Source organism: Shouchella oshimensis (assembly GCF_004375095.1).
Classification (GTDB): domain Bacteria; phylum Bacillota; class Bacilli; order Bacillales; family Bacillaceae_D; genus Shouchella; species Shouchella oshimensis.
Genome location: NZ_SNUX01000002.1, coordinates 647827 through 664335, shown reverse-complemented (window position 1 = coordinate 664335; position 16509 = coordinate 647827). Strand labels below are relative to the sequence as shown.

The 16509-nt window shown below is 42.1% G+C and carries 14 protein-coding genes, 1 CRISPR repeat array and 2 riboswitches; of the genes, 6 read left to right on the top strand and 8 right to left on the bottom strand.

The window, feature by feature from the left end:
• Positions 1–8 precede the first annotated feature (8 nt).
• From cas6 to mtnK, 3 genes are all read right to left on the bottom strand, one after another.
• A complete protein-coding gene (gene cas6 / locus E2L03_RS09305; protein ID WP_134259037.1) occupies positions 9–914 on the bottom strand; it encodes a CRISPR system precrRNA processing endoribonuclease RAMP protein Cas6 in 906 nt (301 codons plus the stop codon).
• A gap of 465 nt (positions 915–1379) precedes the next feature.
• Positions 1380–2429: an S-methyl-5-thioribose-1-phosphate isomerase gene (mtnA, locus tag E2L03_RS09300; protein ID WP_134259036.1), complete on the bottom strand. Its 1050-nt coding sequence runs from the start codon at positions 2427–2429 to the stop codon at positions 1380–1382.
• The gene (gene mtnK, locus E2L03_RS09295; RefSeq protein ID WP_241741816.1) at positions 2416–3636 is read right to left on the bottom strand and encodes an S-methyl-5-thioribose kinase; all 1221 of its coding nucleotides are present in this window, start codon (positions 3634–3636) and stop codon (positions 2416–2418) included. Before mtnK ends, mtnA begins: the two co-directional genes overlap by 14 nt.
• Positions 3637–3751: 115 nt before the next feature.
• Positions 3752–3889, bottom strand: a riboswitch (SAM riboswitch).
• A 195-nt stretch (positions 3890–4084) separates the two neighbouring features.
• Positions 4085–4198, top strand: a riboswitch (SAM riboswitch).
• A gap of 92 nt (positions 4199–4290) precedes the next feature.
• Between mtnK and E2L03_RS09290 the strand changes: the two genes are divergently transcribed.
• The 6 genes from E2L03_RS09290 to E2L03_RS09265 all read left to right on the top strand — a co-directional run bounded on the left by E2L03_RS09290 (position 4291) and on the right by E2L03_RS09265 (position 10258).
• Positions 4291–5481 carry a 2,3-diketo-5-methylthiopentyl-1-phosphate enolase gene (locus tag E2L03_RS09290; protein WP_134259035.1) on the top strand — a complete coding sequence of 397 codons (1191 nt, stop codon included), beginning with the start codon at positions 4291–4293 and terminating at the stop codon, positions 5479–5481.
• Complete coding sequence (locus tag E2L03_RS09285; protein ID WP_124741401.1) at positions 5478–6143, top strand: 2-hydroxy-3-keto-5-methylthiopentenyl-1-phosphate phosphatase; 666 nt, start codon at positions 5478–5480, stop codon at positions 6141–6143. The genes E2L03_RS09290 and E2L03_RS09285 overlap by 4 nt, the downstream gene beginning before the upstream one ends.
• Positions 6140–6766 (top strand): methylthioribulose 1-phosphate dehydratase, encoded by a 627-nt coding sequence (locus tag E2L03_RS09280; RefSeq protein WP_134259034.1) that lies wholly within the window; start codon positions 6140–6142, stop codon positions 6764–6766. Before E2L03_RS09285 ends, E2L03_RS09280 begins: the two co-directional genes overlap by 4 nt.
• 38 nt (positions 6767–6804) lie before the next feature.
• Positions 6805–7353 (top strand): AraC family ligand binding domain-containing protein, encoded by a 549-nt coding sequence (locus E2L03_RS09275; protein ID WP_134259033.1) that lies wholly within the window; start codon positions 6805–6807, stop codon positions 7351–7353.
• Between the two features lie 59 nt (positions 7354–7412).
• Complete coding sequence (locus E2L03_RS09270; protein WP_134259032.1) at positions 7413–8597, top strand: pyridoxal phosphate-dependent aminotransferase; 1185 nt, start codon at positions 7413–7415, stop codon at positions 8595–8597.
• 155 nt (positions 8598–8752) lie between these two features.
• The gene (locus E2L03_RS09265) at positions 8753–10258 is read left to right on the top strand and encodes an SLC13 family permease (protein WP_134259031.1); all 1506 of its coding nucleotides are present in this window, start codon (positions 8753–8755) and stop codon (positions 10256–10258) included.
• Positions 10259–10381: 123 nt separating this feature from the next.
• Positions 10382–11606: a CRISPR direct-repeat array (repeat unit 32 nt; unit sequence ATTTCAATCCACGCACTCATATAGAGTGCGAT).
• A 284-nt stretch (positions 11607–11890) separates the two neighbouring features.
• Here the strand turns inward: E2L03_RS09265 and E2L03_RS09260 are convergent.
• Genes E2L03_RS09260 through E2L03_RS09240 form a run of 5 tightly spaced genes read right to left on the bottom strand, consistent with a single transcriptional unit; the run spans position 11891 to position 16506 of the window.
• On the bottom strand, positions 11891–12943 hold the full coding sequence (locus tag E2L03_RS09260; RefSeq protein WP_134259030.1) for an Ldh family oxidoreductase: 1053 nt from the start codon (positions 12941–12943) through the stop codon (positions 11891–11893).
• Positions 12930–13841, bottom strand: coding sequence for an NAD(P)-binding domain-containing protein (locus E2L03_RS09255; RefSeq protein ID WP_134259029.1), 912 nt, complete (start codon positions 13839–13841; stop codon positions 12930–12932). The genes E2L03_RS09260 and E2L03_RS09255 overlap by 14 nt, the downstream gene beginning before the upstream one ends.
• A gap of 24 nt (positions 13842–13865) precedes the next feature.
• Positions 13866–14552: an RraA family protein gene (locus E2L03_RS09250; protein WP_134259028.1), complete on the bottom strand. Its 687-nt coding sequence runs from the start codon at positions 14550–14552 to the stop codon at positions 13866–13868.
• The gene (locus E2L03_RS09245; RefSeq protein ID WP_038477013.1) at positions 14539–16050 is read right to left on the bottom strand and encodes a tripartite tricarboxylate transporter permease; all 1512 of its coding nucleotides are present in this window, start codon (positions 16048–16050) and stop codon (positions 14539–14541) included. Before E2L03_RS09245 ends, E2L03_RS09250 begins: the two co-directional genes overlap by 14 nt.
• Before the next feature lie 21 nt (positions 16051–16071).
• Positions 16072–16506: a tripartite tricarboxylate transporter TctB family protein gene (locus E2L03_RS09240; RefSeq protein WP_243839518.1), complete on the bottom strand. Its 435-nt coding sequence runs from the start codon at positions 16504–16506 to the stop codon at positions 16072–16074.
• Between the last annotated feature and the right edge of the window lie 3 nt (positions 16507–16509).

Sequence of the window (16509 nt, the reverse complement as noted above, 5' to 3'; positions counted from 1 at the left end):
CCCCTCTTCTATTTATAAATAATCGTGTAACTGCCAAAACCATGCGTCGCATTTTTCCCAACATGCAGACGCTTACCAGCTTCAAGTAACGGTGTAAATGGTGTTAAATCCCCTTCAAACTCTACCCAACCTTCAATTCCCGGAAGTTCTAGTTTAGTGCCTTGATTGATTGAATAGCGCTTAAAATCATTTAATTCCCAGCTTTGTGCAATGGTTTTAATCTGTTCTGATGCTTGAAATAGACTGACTGCGTTCCACTCTAGCTCAGTTTCTCCAAAAGCTTGTGACAATAGTGTCAATCGACGACTGATTGAGCGAATAAGATCGGAAAAATTGAGAGAAAGAAGCATCGTTTTTCCTACATTTACACGAACGGGATTATGAAATCGGAGTTCAACTATCTGTGAAGGTGTCTCTTTACAGATAAGTGGTTGCGGTTGTAAATATCTCAGTGCCATTTGACCATCTTTCCAGATAACTTTTTTTAGATCATAGTTTTCGATTGTCGTAAGTTGGAAAGGCAACCGTCTTATACCTAATCCACGTTTGCCCAACTCTTGCAAGGCATCAATAAAAAGACCTGCTCGAAAACTAGTTTCTCCAAGCAGTGTCAGATCAAAAACTAAACGATCACCTTCCCTCCAATCTATTTTTCCAGACGGAGTGACCATGCGAAGCGTAAAGGGATTTACTGCACCACCCTCATTACCGACAGTATTGAAATGATTAGCATAATCACAAGAAGCCGAGATTGGACAAAGATAGCATTGTTTTTTTGGTGTTGGACAAGAAAATGCTCGAATCGTGTGACCAAGAGTTCCCCGTATACTAGACCCCAAAAAAGCAGGCAATCGCCCTGCTATTCTTGCTTTATATGTAATTCGTAATGTTATTAAATTAATATGTTCGAACAAAACTCACTTCACCCTCAATTCAATTCATTTTTCCAGAATCTCCGATCTATATACCCATACCTTTCGACACAAAACAACTTTATTCCTTTATATTAATATGTACTTGTCGAATTTTGTATGAAATTAAATTAAAGTTAATATTTTAAAAATTAAACCGACATGTAGAAAGGGATCTTTTCTATATACTAGTTCAATTTGTCATACTTTCGATAAAAAACCAAGATACTTTTATCCACCATAAAATAGTAACCTACCTTGTTAATATTAATAGGTTCACGCCACCTTCATATCCCTAAATATTACCATATATTCATTTTCCAGAAAGGCTTTTCACAATACCTATTACACATTGTTACATGTTGAGTCGAAAAAAATGGTGCAGGTCTCCTAGGCATGTTCGCTTCGGGCCCGCACCATTTTCAGAGTGCTACGTATTTATTTGCTTTTTCTTTTTTATACACCCTATCAGGTTACTTGAAGGTGTTCGGCAAGGTTTTCTTTATATGCTGGTCGAACAATACCATGCTCTGTAATAATCGCGGTAATAAGAGCATTGTCTGTTACGTCAAAAGCTGGATTGTATGTCTTTACAGCCGGTGGCGCCATCGGCTGTTCATACCAAGAGTCGGTTATCTCTTTACCTGAACGCTCTTCAATTTCAATGTCTGCTCCTGTATGACAGCTCCAATCAATGGTGGATGTTGGTGCACAGACGTAAAACGGGATGCCGTAATGATTGGCAAGGATCGCTAAACCTGACGTGCCGATCTTATTCGCTGTGTCCCCGTTGGCAGCAACTCGGTCACAGCCAACAAGTACAGCATCAATCTTGCCTTGCTGCATAACAATCGACGCCATATTATCACAAATTAATGTAACATCAATGCTCGCTTGCTGAAGCTCCCAGGCGGTGAGCCTTGCGCCTTGCAGAAGTGGCCTTGTTTCATCAGCATACACACGAAAGGAATAGCCTTGTTCATTTCCAAGAAAAAGTGGTGCAAGGGCAGTTCCATATTTTGCTGTTGCCATGCCGCCTGCATTACAGTGGGTTAAGATCCCATCTTCTTTTTTAAGTAATGTTAGGGCATGCCTGCCTATTACTTCGCAAACCTGTGCGTCTTCAGTACGAATGGCTTCCGCTTCTGTACGCACCGCTTGTAGTACATCTTCTACATTTGCCCTTGGCTGCTGAACAATCTTCTCCAAGCGCTCTAACGCCCATGCTAAATTGACCGCAGTTGGACGAGATGAAAGGAGATACGCTTTTACATCAGCAAACGTCTGCCGAAGCTCAGCCACTGTAACGTAAGGATGCCGGACAAGTTCCACGTAGGCACCATAAGCCGCGGCAATCCCAATGGCTGGTGCTCCTCTCACTTGCAAGGCAACAATGGCTTGCCAAACATCTTCTTGAGTTGTTAATGTTCGATACACGATTTCACCTGGCAGAAGCGTTTGATCAAGAATGACGAGTGTATCTTCACTCGTTAGCTTAACTGATTCAATGGCTGACATAGCTTCCGACTCCTCTAATCGCTTCGACAATCCCATGGCCTGTTTGATAATCGCTACGATTCAAAATAAACGTCTTTCCTAAAGTTAAGCATGCGATTTCAGCTTCACTACGGGCTTGACTGTCATCAATACTTGTTATGTCAACGACTTTTGCAATGCCAATGATTCGGCGACATAGTTCCAAACCAACAACCGCTACCGCATCTTCTAAAACACTTTGTAAGTAATGTTCTAGAAACCCTTCATAGTGAGCCACTCTTTCTGTTGTTTTCTCCTGAAACGCCGTAATAAACTTCTTTTTAAATTGATCAACTAATGTTTCAATTGTGTCTAAAAGATAGTGTTGAAATGCTTCTTCTCCTTCACTTGTGTAGACACTGTTCGTATACGCAAAAATGAAGTTTGCGATAATGTTGCCAACGTCATAGCCAGCTGGTCCATAAAAAGCAAATTCAGGGTCAATGACTTTTGTTTCTGATGATGTAACAAAAATGGAGCCTGTATGTAAATCACCATGGAGTAACGCTTGCGCATTTGTAAGGAACTGGAATTTAAGCTTCGCTGTTTCCAGAGCTAATTGTCGATCTCCCCAAATTTCTTTTTCAACAAAAGACTTTGTTCCTTGAAAAACATCGTTTCGGGGATGTGGAAAAAATGGTTCCGTGTAAACAAGATCTTCTGTAATTTCGCATAATTCTGGATTTGTATAAGATTTCACTAGCTCTTTTTTCGCTTTGTGATCCAGAACAAGATCAGACGTCGACACAAGGGTTTCCACAAGAAACGTTGAGAGGTGTTCAGCGAGCTGGGGGAATTGTTGCCTGTTTAATAAAGCGGTTCGTAAAATTGTATAATCCGATAAATCCTCCATAACAACACAGTTCTTGTCCCGATCATAGTGGTATACTTTCGGAACAAAGCCAGGAGCAAGCTCTCCTTGCAACCGAAGAATATCCGTCTCAATTCGATTGCGATCTGGAGAGACGACGAATTCATCCGAAAGACGCGAAACGGGACCTGCTTGCTTAACAATTAATGACTGCTTACTCTCTTCATCATGCACACGAAACACATAATTTAAGTTACCATCTCCAATTTCCTTGCAGACAAGGCGAGCATCCTTATTAAAAAAACCAAACGCTTCTTTTACATACGTAACCACTTCTGTTTCTGTCATAATGGCTGCCGGCCATTCTTGTTTCGTCATCGTTTTTCCTCCTCATTCGTTTGCTTGTATCAACTCTCCTTGCACCTAGCGCCATCATTTCATATAAAAAGCCTCTTTCATGTACAAGAAAGAGGCGGTAGCATACTTAATCCGTCTCTTATCTCTCAGGTGAAAACCTGTTGGATGTAGCACCGTGCCTTGAACCTTCTAAGAGGTTTCCATAAAATAATATACGGAAGGTCGGTTGCTGGGCGTCAAAGGGCCAAATCCCTCAGCCAACTCTCGATAAGAGCAATATTTTATTGTGTTGGGAGTAATCATAAAATGCAGCTCCGTTATTTGTCAATACTCTTTTTTCAAAAAAATCCAAACGGTTTACAAAAGAACCGTCTGTTGGAATCTTAATAAAGAAGAAAAAAAGATTGACGTGCCACAAGAACCCTGTCATAATCTATTCCAACGATTCATAATTGAATGAAAGATACAACTCTTATAAAGAGCAGGTGGAGGGACGAGCCCGTTGAAGCCCGGCAACCTGTTTCAGTCCCTAGGCTGATTCAAGGTGCTAATTCTCTCGCGCATTGTGCGTGGCAGATAAGAGGACACGACTTTTGTTGTATACACGCGACACGTCCTCTTCCTCATACGAAGGGGACGTTTTTATTTGTAAGCATAACGAAAGGGGCTACTTCGATGAGCGATGTGACAGCGACTTACCTTGTTCCAAGTGGTGGAGATTTACATAAAAAAGCAGAAAACATTGCTCTTGGACTAACGGTTGGTTCATGGACGAACTTGCCAACACTTGAAAAGCAACAACTTCACAAGCATAAAGGTGTGGTTGTAGATGTTCAAGACGACGGTAAAAGTGGAATTCTTACAGTGCGCTACCCCTCAGCCAATTTTAGCGATGACATTCCCGCTATATTAACAACCGTTTTTGGGAAACTGTCATTAGATGGCACCATTAAGCTCATTGATCTCTCGTTTAGCGAAGATGTTGCTCGCCAATTCCCCGGACCATCCTTTGGAATAGAAGGTATTCGTGAGCTAATTGGTGTTTATGACCGTCCGCTCGTCATGAGTATTTTTAAAGGAATGATCGGCAAGGGGCTTGATGAATTTGAACAACAGCTTTATGCGCAAGCCTGTGGTGGCGTTGACCTTGTTAAAGATGATGAAATTTTGTTTGATAACCCTCTTACACCGTTTGAAGAGCGTGTTAAACGAGGAAAACGTATACTCGACCAAGTTGAACAGGAAACCGGCAAGCGGGTATTATACGCTGTTAATCTAAGTGGCCGTACCTATGAGTTACGAGAAAAAGCACGTCAAGCTAAGCAGCTCGGTGCATCAGCACTCTTGCTTAATGTGTTCGCGTATGGACTAGATGTGCTGCAAGCCCTCGCAGAAGATCCTGACATTCAACTACCGATTATGGCTCATCCAGCAGTATCTGGAGCGTTAACGGCTTCAGATCAGTACGGCATTTCTAACAAAGTATTACTAGGTACACTCTTACGGGCGGCAGGCGCTGACCTTGTCCTATTTCCATCCCCATACGGAAATGTTGCCTTAAAGAAAAACGAGACAACCGCAATTGCATCTGCATTAACTGAATTAGCTGTTTATCGCCCTTCTTTTCCTGTTCCATCCGCAGGAATTCATCCAGGGCTTGTTCCTCAATTGGTTGAAGATTTCGGAAAAGAATCTGTTATTAATGCTGGAGGCGGTGTTCACGGGCATCCTCAAGGAGCTGCCGCTGGTGCAACAGCTTTTCGCCAAGCCATTGATGCAGTGTTAACGAATTCCCAGTTAACAGATGCCGCCTATGAAAAAACTGAACTCGCGGCAGCTCTTGAACAGTGGGGAGGAAAAGGATGACGCAACGCCAACCTGTCCTATTCTGTGATTTTGATGGAACCATAACAACGAAAGACAACATCATGGCCATTATGGCTGCTTTTGCTCCACCAGAATGGGAAAAGATAAAAGATGACATACTTGCGCAAAAGCGTTCCATTCGCTCTGGTGTTGGCGACATGTTTCATTTAATTCCTTCTTCAAAAAAAGAAGAGATTCGTGCGTTCGTTCAACAAGCAACCATTCGTTCTGGATTTGCCGCCTTTGTCGATGAAACCAACCGTCAAAACATTCCCCTTCACATTGTCAGCGGCGGAATTGATTTTTTTGTAGAACCGATGTTGAGGGGGTATTCATTAAACGGGGAACTTTATTGCAATGGCAGCGATTTTAGTGGTGACACAATTCACATTACGTGGCCCCATGCCTGTGACCAACATTGCGGAAATGACTGCGGTTGTTGCAAACCATCTATTTTACGTCAGTACCCAGAAGATTCCTATTATCGAATTGTTATTGGGGATTCCATAACCGATCTTGAAGCAGCAAAAATCGCCGACCATGTTTTTGTATGTGGGGACTATCTGGAAGACAAATGCAAAGCTCTTCAGCTCCCTTATACGCGCTTTGAACAGTTCCATACCGTTGTAGATGCCTTACAAACGTTAGGAGTGACGCGATGACTACTGGACAACTTTCTCTTACACAAAAATGGGATGAATTAGCAGCCATTAAAGATGAGCTTGCTGAACGGGATTGGTTTCCTGGTACAAGTGGAAATTTATCCATCAAAGTATCCACTGATCCCCTCACTTTTCTTGTGACAGCTAGTGGCAAAGACAAACGTAAGCGAACATCTGAAGACTTTCTTCTTGTTGGAAGAGATAGCCAGCCAGTTGAAACAACTTTACTAAAACCATCAGCTGAAACGGTGCTTCACCAACGCATTTATGAGCAAACAGATGCAGGGTGCTCCCTTCACATCCACACAGTTGATAACAACCTTATTTCCGATCTTTACGGGGACAAAGGTGAGATTGTCTTTCGAAACCAAGAGCTTATTAAAGCCTTTCAAATTTGGGAGGAAGACGGTGCATTAACCGTTCCAATTGTTGAAAATTACGCCGATCTTACTAAGCTTGCAGATGTCGTTGCCAATCGAATTCACCCTGGCATTTATGGGGTGTTAATTCGTAACCATGGCATTACTGCGTGGGGACGAAATGGGTTTGAAGCTAAAAAACATTTAGAAGCCTTTGAATTTTTATTTTCATATCAACTAAAAAAAGAGCTGTTGGCACGTTAACTACGTCGCCTAGTATCTACTTTGAGGAGGAATGGACAATGGCAACAATCGTTATTCGAGACACAGAGGAAATCATTAAAGGACAAGAAGCAGTACAAGCTTTTCTAGACAGTCAAGACGTCCTATATGAACAGTGGGACCCAGCAAAATTACCGAGTAGTCTACAAGGAAACTGCCAAATCAGTGATGAGGACAAAGAACAAATTTTAACTACGTATGATGCCGATATTCGGTCCCTTGCTGAACGCCGCGGCTACAAAAATTGGGACGTTATCGCATTAAACGAACATACACCTGATTTAGATGCGCTCCTGAAAAAGTTTGAACAGGTTCATACCCATACCGAAGACGAAGTTCGTGCTATTACCGCAGGCTCAGGAAGCTTTGTGATAAAAGGGGCTGACGTTGGGTACTTCGATGTCCAGCTAGAGCCAGGTGATGTGATTAGCGTTCCCGTAGATACACCCCACTTCTTCACTCTTTCTGACGAACGTCAAGTTGTTGCAGTGCGCCTTTTCATTGATTCCGAAGGTTGGGTTGCGCACAAGTATGATGATCCTGCCTTTAAGAACTCTAACGAAGTATAATCGATTTATTCAGGCTTATGGCACCTTTGTCCTAAGCCCTATTTTTTGGAGGGGAAATGATGACCCAATTTGAACAATCAGCACTTTTGCAAGGCCTTCCCGATCAATTTTTTGCCCGTTTAACAGCGACTGTAAGAAAACACCTAGCACAAGGTCACGACATCATTAATTTAGGTCAGGGCAATCCTGATTTACCGACACCAGACTTTATTGTTGAAACGCTTCAGCAAGCGGCAAGCGAGCCACAATTTCAGCAATATTCTCCTTTTAGTGGTCATCTTTTTTTAAAAGAAGCTGTTTCCACATTTTATAAACGTGAATACAACGTCACCATCGATCCAGAAACGGAAGTCGCCGTTCTTTTCGGTGCCAAAACAGGACTTGTAGAAATTAGTCAATGCTTGCTAAATCCAGGCGACGTAGCGCTTCTACCAGATCCAGGCTATCCTGATTACACGTCCGGTATTGCATTAGCACAAGCTCAAGCGTCACTCTTTCCATTGCTTGCGGAAAATGACTTTTTACCAGACTACAAGTCCATCTCAAAAGAAACAGCCGAACGAGCTAAGCTCTTGTTTTTAAATTATCCAAATAACCCAACTGCTGGCGTCGCCACACACGATTTCTTCGAAGAAACGGTCCGGTTTGCATCAGCGAATAACATTTGTGTTGTTCACGATCTTGCATACGGCGCGATTGGTTATGATGGTGTGAAACCGCCGAGCTTTTTACAAGCTGCTGGCGCAAAAGAAACCGGCGTCGAGATGTACACTCTCTCAAAAACATATAATATGGCTGGCTGGCGTGTTGGTTTCGCGGTTGGAAATGCGTCGGTTATAAAGTCTATTAATTTGCTACAAGATCACCTGTACGTCAGCCTGTTCGGTGCCATTCAACAAGCTGCAGCAACCGCACTCTTATCCGATCAAAACGAAGTAAAAGAACTAGTTGCCCGTTATGAAAAACGACGAAATGTCTTTGTTAACGGATTAAAACGCATCGGTTTAGAAGTGGAAGCACCAAAAGGCTCCTTCTTCGTGTGGATGCCTGTTCCACAAGGGTTCACATCCGAATCGTTCGCTGACTATTTACTAAAAGAAGCACATCTCGTTGTAGCACCTGGAAATGGATTCGGTCAATATGGCGAAGGCTACGTTCGAATTGGCTTACTTGCAGAGGAAGATCGATTAGAAGAAGCGATTCAGAGAATGGCGAAGCTACGTTTTGCGTCTATTACATCATAATGAAGACATAAGAGACAGGAAGAGTTCTTCTTCCGTCTCTTATTATTATTGCTAGGATTTTCCCTTAGCATTCTCTCTCTATCGTTTTGACAATCTACGGATCGAAACATTATACTAGTTTTTCGGAATATATTTTGAAAAAGGAGTCTTATTTTATGGAGGCAAACAAAGAGACAGATAACAACAAGCAGTACACAACGCGCAACTTAGTCGGGCTATTCTTAGGTCCTCTATTCTTTGCCTTAGTTTATTTCCTCATTCCTGAAAGCGTTTTATCCCATGAACCAAAAATCGTATTAGGGGTAACCCTCCTCGTTGCAACATACTGGGTAACAGAGCCGATCCATATGGCAGTAACGTCTCTACTTCCTCTTGTTTTATTTCCTGCATTTAACGGAGTCGAGATCGGTTCAATTGCACCAGCATACGGCAGCTCCGTAATTTTCATGTACGGTGGTGGTTTTGTCATCGCCCTTGCCATTCAAAAATGGAATCTACATAGACGCATCGCGTTAAATATTATTAAGATGATCGGAACGAAAAGCAACCGAATCATTCTCGGTATCTTAATCGCAACCGCTGCCATTTCCATGTTCGTATCAAATGCTGCTACCGCATTGATGATGCTTCCCGTTGCAATCGCTTTAATTAACGAAGTGAAAGATAAAAACATCCTTAAAGGTAAGAATTTCGACTATTTCTCAAAAGGCATACTACTGGCAGTCGCCTATGCAGCTACAATCGGTGGACTTGCAACCCTTGTTGCAGCAGTCCCGAATGCCCTACTTGCAGGGATCGCATCCTCTCAGCTTGATCGTACCGTAACATTTGCTGAATGGTTATTATTCGCGAGTCCAGTAGCCATCATCTTACTAATTGTTGTTTACTTTTATTTAACAAAAATACAATTCAAAGTAGATTCAAATGATGAAGACACAGAAAGTACAATGGCCTTTATTAAAGAAGAAATAACGAAACTAGGAAACTTTACATCCGACGAGAAAAAAGTGGCTGTTGTATTCGGCATTACAGTCTTACTATGGACATTGTCTCCATTTGTTTCCGCCCTTGGGTTTATTCCTGGTCAAGTCGGTGAGTTTTTCGACAATCTCAATGATGCCACCATTTCCGTATTTGGTGCTGTCTTACTATTCTTTCTTCCTAGTTCGAGAAAAGGTGAGCGGGTGCTCGAATGGACAGATATGAAAGACCTCCCATGGGGAATTCTCATTCTATTTGGCGGAGGGATGTCCATCGCAGCCGCTTTTGGAGAATCTGGGCTGAATGAATCGATTGGAGATTTACTACAAATGCTTCAAGGGATGGAATACATTTTTGTCCTATTGCTTTTAGTCTTATTTGTACTCGGGATTACTGAAATTCTCTCGAATACAGCCGTTTCAAATTTAATTCTACCACTTACTGTCGGACTCGGTATTGCCTTAGGTGTTGATCCTCTACCTCTTATGGCTGCCGCTGCACTAGCTGCTGGTTCCTGTTATATGCTCCCAGTCGCCACACCTCCGAATACAGCTGTATTTAGCGCAGGCTATCTCGCTGTCGGTGACATGGCGAAAGCTGGTGTATGGCTCAACATCGTCTCTATTATCGTCATTACCGGAGCCGTGTACTTCTGGATGCCAATTGTGTTTGGATTGTAAACTTGAAAACCCCTACTTTAAAAGTGGGGGTTTTTGTCTAGACATTTACAAGTACAGACATAGCGAGAGGGATACATAGTCCGATTTTCTAGGATGCTATGGTCATCATTCTAATTCGTGCACTCTATAATCCACGCACTCATATAGAGTGCGATTCCCGGCAGAAGACATTTCAATGGAATGATTAGAATTTCAATCCACGCACTCATATAGAGTGCGATATATTCACGATGAACACAATCCAATAAAGGAGTTATTTCAATCCACGCACTCATATAGAGTGCGATCAGGCAGGTTCAGGAAGAAAGAAAGTACATAGAAATTTCAATCCACGCACTCATATAGAGTGCGATAGCATAGTTTATCGCATTTCCAGTCCCGCTCTTTATTTCAATCCACGCACTCATATAGAGTGCGATATTGTTCTTTCTCTTTTTTCGAAGAGCTTGCTTCGAATTTCAATCCACGCACTCATATAGAGTGCGATAGTAGTAAAGTGATTAATGTATAAACCATTTATATTTCAATCCACGCACTCATATAGAGTGCGATGAGGTGGTCCAAATTGCTGGAAGCCAACAATTTTAATTTCAATCCACGCACTCATATAGAGTGCGATCATAAAATTCGAAAGGGAACATGCGGTCCAGATATTTCAATCCACGCACTCATATAGAGTGCGATAATTGACCACTTGCTTTACGACCTTTTCCTTCAAATTTCAATCCACGCACTCATATAGAGTGCGACTCAAACCCATGTTCTTTTATAAAATCCTCTTCGTTATTTCAATCCACGCACTCATATAGAGTGCGACAACGCTCCGGCTGTACAACGTGGTAACCGAATGATATTTCAATCCACGCACTCATATAGAGTGCGACAACGTTTGAACAAGGTCGAGTCTTGAACGCAATTATTTCAATCCACGCACTCATATAGAGTGCGACCAGTTTTTATTTGCAATAACAGCAGGATTCTTTAATTTCAATCCACGCACTCATATAGAGTGCGACACGACCTACCCAGGATATAGCATCCCATATAACAGTATTTCAATCCACGCACTCATATAGAGTGCGACCTTACTCATGTGTTCCAATTATACGTTCTAGCTTATATTTCAATCCACGCACTCATATAGAGTGCGACGGAATTTATGAATCCATAAATAAGACATATGGTATTTCAATCCACGCACTCATATAGAGTGCGACTACACGTTCCGCTGCGTCCTCAATAAAATGTGCAATTTCAATCCACGCACTCATATAGAGTGCGACACCGCAGCAGAAGAAATGCATAAAGGTGTAGTTATTTCAATCCACGCACTCATATAGAGTGCGACAGCGAAAAAAGGCTTTAAACTACCTTTTCCTATTAAATAGTAACACAAATGGAATAAGAAAAAGAACCACGCTCCATATCCGTTACATATTCTCACACATTCATCCGAAAAAGTGGTGCGGGTCTTCTAGGGATTTTATGTTCGCTTCGGGTTCGCACCTATTAAAAGAAGAGGGCGACTCACTACACATTCATTTTTTTTGACATTCCCCAAACAGCCAAACTCGTAAGCTAATGAGCGAAGAAGCAGGACAATTATGAGGTTCTTTATTGTTTCTCTTTCCCTCACATTTTTAATAGATTACGGTCCATTGCCACGCCATAATAGGCAGCAACTTCTTCTAATTCACTAACTACCGCTTCGGATAATGGGATGCCTTCTTTCAATCGCTTTGCCTTTTCCTTATCTTCGCGTTCACCTGGTAAAAATATCTCCTCGACTCCGTCTGCACGGGGGTTCGCTTTTACTTCCTTTGCCATCTGTGCGATGCGCCGTTTAAATTCATCCAACTCTACAAAGAGATCTGCTTTATAAACGAGGAAGAACTGTCCCACGTCCTGTTCTTCCTTTTCATAAAGACTTCCGAGATGTGGACCAAAGCTGGCACCTGTCATCAAAGCAGACAGTACTTCCACAAAGAAGGCAAGTCCGTATCCTTTTGGGCCTCCGACAGGGAGAACGGTTCCACCATCAAGGGCAATAGCCGGGTCTTCGGTGGGTTGCCCGTCTTTCGACACGGCCCAGCCAAGTGGGATGCTCTGACTATTTTTTCTGGCTAAGCGTATTTTCCCTCTAGCAACCACACTTGTTGCCATATCAAAAACGATTGGCTCTGCGTTGGCTACAGGCATTCCATAAGCAAAAGGATTTGTTCCGAAAAAAGCATCTTTTCCTCCCCAAGGAGCCATGCTTGGTGGTGCATTTGTTACGGCGATAGCAACACAGTCATGCTTTGCTGCGTACGAAACATAATCAGCCAGCATACCGCAATGGGTTGAGCGTTTAATTCCTACCATACCAATACCTGTTGCTTGTGCCTTTTTTACCGCCAGCTGAATGGCGTCTGTTGCGAGTAAGATCCCCATATGATTTTTGCCATTCATTAGGCAACTAGACGGTAAATCTCTTTCAATCTCATATTCTTTCCCTATATTTAGCATTCCTGATCGTACACGTTCAATATATGTTTTCACACGACTAACACCGTGGGAATCCACACCTCTTAAGTTCGCTAAAACGAGATGAGCAGCTAACGTATGGGCTTGTTCATATTCAAAGCCAGCCTTTTGAAACAGAGTTGTGACTAGTTCCTGGAGTGAATCTTTATTTACTTGCATGGTATTCACCTGCTTTATTAGCCTGAAGCTTCACTTTCATTTCATCAATAACATCTTGCCAAGTAGAAGGGCGGTTTCCTTTAAAAGATTGACGCAATCCAAGCTGACTTACGTAATCAAGTTTTGTTTTACTTGCCTGAGTCATTACGCTGTTTATAGAAAGTTGTTCTAATAGTTCAAGAGAGCCTTCAAGCTCAATCCCCCGTCTTTCAGAATGAATGGAAGTCCCTGTTACGAGCTGGTTGACTACCTGTTCAAATGGCACGGCCTCCATCGTCTCTTTAATTGATGCTAACACTTGATCTTCCACTTTTAACTCTCTTGACGCCTCCAATAATTCCATCAACAACGCAGCGGTTCCTTTCATATAAATGCTGCGCATTAGTTTAATAGAAGAGGCATCTCCAGCTTGTTCACTAACGACTGTAATGTTCATCCCGTATGGGTCCATTCGCTTTTTGAATTCATGTGCCCCATCGCCGCTTATAAACATAGGTACTTTATGTTGATTGACGGTAAGGGGTCCCAGCATAGCGGCATCTACACTTTTCCCGTTTGACTTTGCTATTTTCGCGGCGATATTTTTTTTAACGGTTGGACTTGATGCTGATACATCAACATATAAATGAGACGCTGTTAAGTCTTCCTCCACAGCTTCACAAGCAGCTAAAGCAAACTGTGCCGGAACCGCCACGATGAGTAGCTCTCTTTTGATCGCGACTTCTTTCGCATCAGCACAAGGTACCACCCCTACTGCTGTCATTTTTTCTTTAATGATATGGCTCATGTCTTGTTCGATCAATAATGGATCATACGCGATGATTCCTGTTACGCCTTCTTGTGTCAATCCTTTTGCCATTTCATATGCAGCCTCGCCAAATCCTATAAATCCAATCATTTGACCACTCCTATCTTTTTTCACTTACAAAAAAGGCTTTATCTTCTCTTTCAGCCAGCTTGGTTCAATCGTCCGTTCACTTCTGCCATTTCGTCGATCTTCCTTAAAAGCAGCAATTTCTTTTAAACGCTTTTCCTCATAGGCCTGCTTTTTTTCTGCTTTTTGAAATACTGCTTCAATCATATGCTTTGGTACTACCGTAACACCATCATCATCTCCTACGATTAAATCCCCTGGCTGAACAAACACACCTCCACAAGAAACTGGGCTATTCAATTGACCTGGTCCCTCTTTGTATGGACCGTTCGGAACGAAACCTTTGGCAAAAATAGGTAAATCTAGCTTTTGTAAATCTGAGCAATCCCGAACTAAGCCGTCAATAACAATTCCTTCTAATCCTAAAGCTTCTGCGGCGACAGCCATCAGTTCACCCATGTATGCATTCTTGGTATGTCCTTTTCCATCCGCAACAAGCACATAACCTGGAGCTCCCTTATAAATCGCTTCATGCAAAAACAAATTATCTCCTGGTTTCATCGATACAGTCACTGCCGCTCCCACCATCTGATAACCTTGAGCCACAGGGCTAATATCATACGACATCGTATTGGCTCCATCCATCGCGTCGGCAAGGAGTGAACTGTTTAGTTTTCTTGCTCTTGCAATAATGTCTTGCGAGAATACTTCTGGATCGTCTTTACATGGATTCATCTAAATCCTTCCTTTTCGTTGTCTTTTTAAATTTATTTAAGTTTGGTAGAATAACCGATAGTGCAGCAAGCAGCAGGAGTCCCACTACGACTGGGTTCCCAAAAAACACCATCCAATCCCCTCTTGAGATCGTTAACGCCATTCGGAAATTCTCTTCAAGTAAATCTCCTAACACAAATGCTAGAATAAAAGGAGCCGCTGGAATTTTTAGCGATTTCATGACAAAGCCAACAATTCCAAATAGTAAAAGCAAATATAAATCAAAAGTGCTAAAACTAATCGCATAAACCCCCATCATACAAAGCGTTAGTACAAGTGAGATTAATAAAGGACGAGGAATCTTTAATAGTTTTGCGATATAAGGTATTAACGGCAGGTTCAAAATAATTAAGATAATATTTCCTAAATACATACTCGCGATAATTCCCCAAAATAATGCTGGTTCTTCTTGTACAAGCAACGGACCTGGCTGAACCCCTAATACGAGAAAGGCGCCTAATAAAACTGCAGTTGTTCCTGATCCTGGTATTCCCAAGCTTAGAAGTGGCACAAACGAACCTGTAGAAGCAGCATTGGTTGATGTTTCTGGTGCCGCTAAACCTTTGGCAGACCCTTTCCCGAATTCTTCTGGATTTTTGGAAATTCGCTTCTCTGATACATAGCTCATAAATGAAGCAATAGTAGCTCCAGCACCTGGTAATATACCAATTAAAAACCCGAGGATGGAATGTCTTCCCATTGGCCCACTGATTTCTTTTAAATCTTTTTTTGATAACCGAATGGACCCGATATTGGATAGCTTTTCAAACGAACGATCTCGTCGATTTATAATGAGATACGTGACTTCCGCCATAGCAAACAACCCAAGCGCAATAACTAAAAAATCGACTCCTTCTAACAGGTTCACATTCCCAAATGTAAAGCGGTTCGTCCCTGTTTGTGCATCAATACCGATGGTCACAGCCATAAACCCTAAAACCGCAGAAATAAAAGCACGTATGGATGACCCATCAGAAAGACTAGCTATAGCCGTCATCCCAAGTAGCATTAGCGCGAAGTATTCGGCTGGTCCAAATGAGACGGCTAGCCCAGCTAGCACTGGTGCAAATAACATTAAAAGGATAGCCGCGACGGTTCCACCTACGAAGGAGGCTATGGCTGCAATGGCTAACGCTTTTCCAGCCTCCCCTCTCTGTGCCATTGGATAGCCATCAAACGTTGTTGCCACTGTACTTGCTGCACCAGGTGTATTTATTAAAATAGAAGAAGTTGAACTACCAAAAATGGAACCATAGTACACCCCTGCCATCATGACTAACGCAAACGTTGGATTCATTCCATATGTAATGGGTATCATAACGGCAATAGCCGTTATGGGACCTAGTCCCGGCATAATGCCAATGGCCGTTCCAATTAAAACCCCTAGGGCAACGAACAAAATGCCTTCCCAACTGTATGCGACTTGAAACCCTTCAATAATTCCACTAAAGCCTCCCATAGGGTAGCTCCTTTCTCACCATTAAATTGGCAAAATACCGCTTGGCAAAGCAATCATTAAATAGCGTGTAAACAAAAAGTAAAAAAACACTGGAAAGAGTACGGCAACGATGCCATTTGTTAAATGGTTCTTATAGCCCAAGAGGAGAGAACAGATAAAGATAAAACAAACAGTCGTAATAACAAAGCCGATTGGCTCCAACAGTAGAATGTATAAAAGCATTAGAAGAACGACTGGTACAATGATTTTCAAATCATCTTTCGCTATATAGATTTTTGCTCCCTCTTCGTCCTTAGAGAAAAAGAGAATAATAGAAAACAGTGCGAGCAAGCCACCTAATAGGAGTGGGAAAATATCAGCATCAATTAAAATGTATTCATATTTAGGTAACAGCCAAGTTGCTAGCAAATAACCAATCGCTAGGATAAACAAAGGAATGCTTATTTTTTGGTTCATTGT

Coding starts and splice junctions, on each gene's coding strand:
- E2L03_RS09270 (WP_134259032.1), top strand. CDS start 7,413: ATGACCCAATTTGAACAATCAGCACTTTTGCAAGGCCTTCCCGATCAA.
- E2L03_RS09265 (WP_134259031.1), top strand. CDS start 8,753: ATGGAGGCAAACAAAGAGACAGATAACAACAAGCAGTACACAACGCGC.
- E2L03_RS09250 (WP_134259028.1), bottom strand. CDS start 14,552: ATGAATCCATGTAAAGACGATCCAGAAGTATTCTCGCAAGACATTATT.
- E2L03_RS09260 (WP_134259030.1), bottom strand. CDS start 12,943: ATGCAAGTAAATAAAGATTCACTCCAGGAACTAGTCACAACTCTGTTT.
- mtnA (WP_134259036.1), bottom strand. CDS start 2,429: ATGTCAGCCATTGAATCAGTTAAGCTAACGAGTGAAGATACACTCGTC.
- E2L03_RS09240 (WP_243839518.1), bottom strand. CDS start 16,506: ATGAACCAAAAAATAAGCATTCCTTTGTTTATCCTAGCGATTGGTTAT.
- E2L03_RS09280 (WP_134259034.1), top strand. CDS start 6,140: ATGACTACTGGACAACTTTCTCTTACACAAAAATGGGATGAATTAGCA.
- E2L03_RS09285 (WP_124741401.1), top strand. CDS start 5,478: ATGACGCAACGCCAACCTGTCCTATTCTGTGATTTTGATGGAACCATA.
- mtnK (WP_241741816.1), bottom strand. CDS start 3,636: ATGACGAAACAAGAATGGCCGGCAGCCATTATGACAGAAACAGAAGTG.
- E2L03_RS09290 (WP_134259035.1), top strand. CDS start 4,291: ATGAGCGATGTGACAGCGACTTACCTTGTTCCAAGTGGTGGAGATTTA.
- E2L03_RS09275 (WP_134259033.1), top strand. CDS start 6,805: ATGGCAACAATCGTTATTCGAGACACAGAGGAAATCATTAAAGGACAA.
- E2L03_RS09255 (WP_134259029.1), bottom strand. CDS start 13,841: ATGATTGGATTTATAGGATTTGGCGAGGCTGCATATGAAATGGCAAAA.
- E2L03_RS09245 (WP_038477013.1), bottom strand. CDS start 16,050: ATGGGAGGCTTTAGTGGAATTATTGAAGGGTTTCAAGTCGCATACAGT.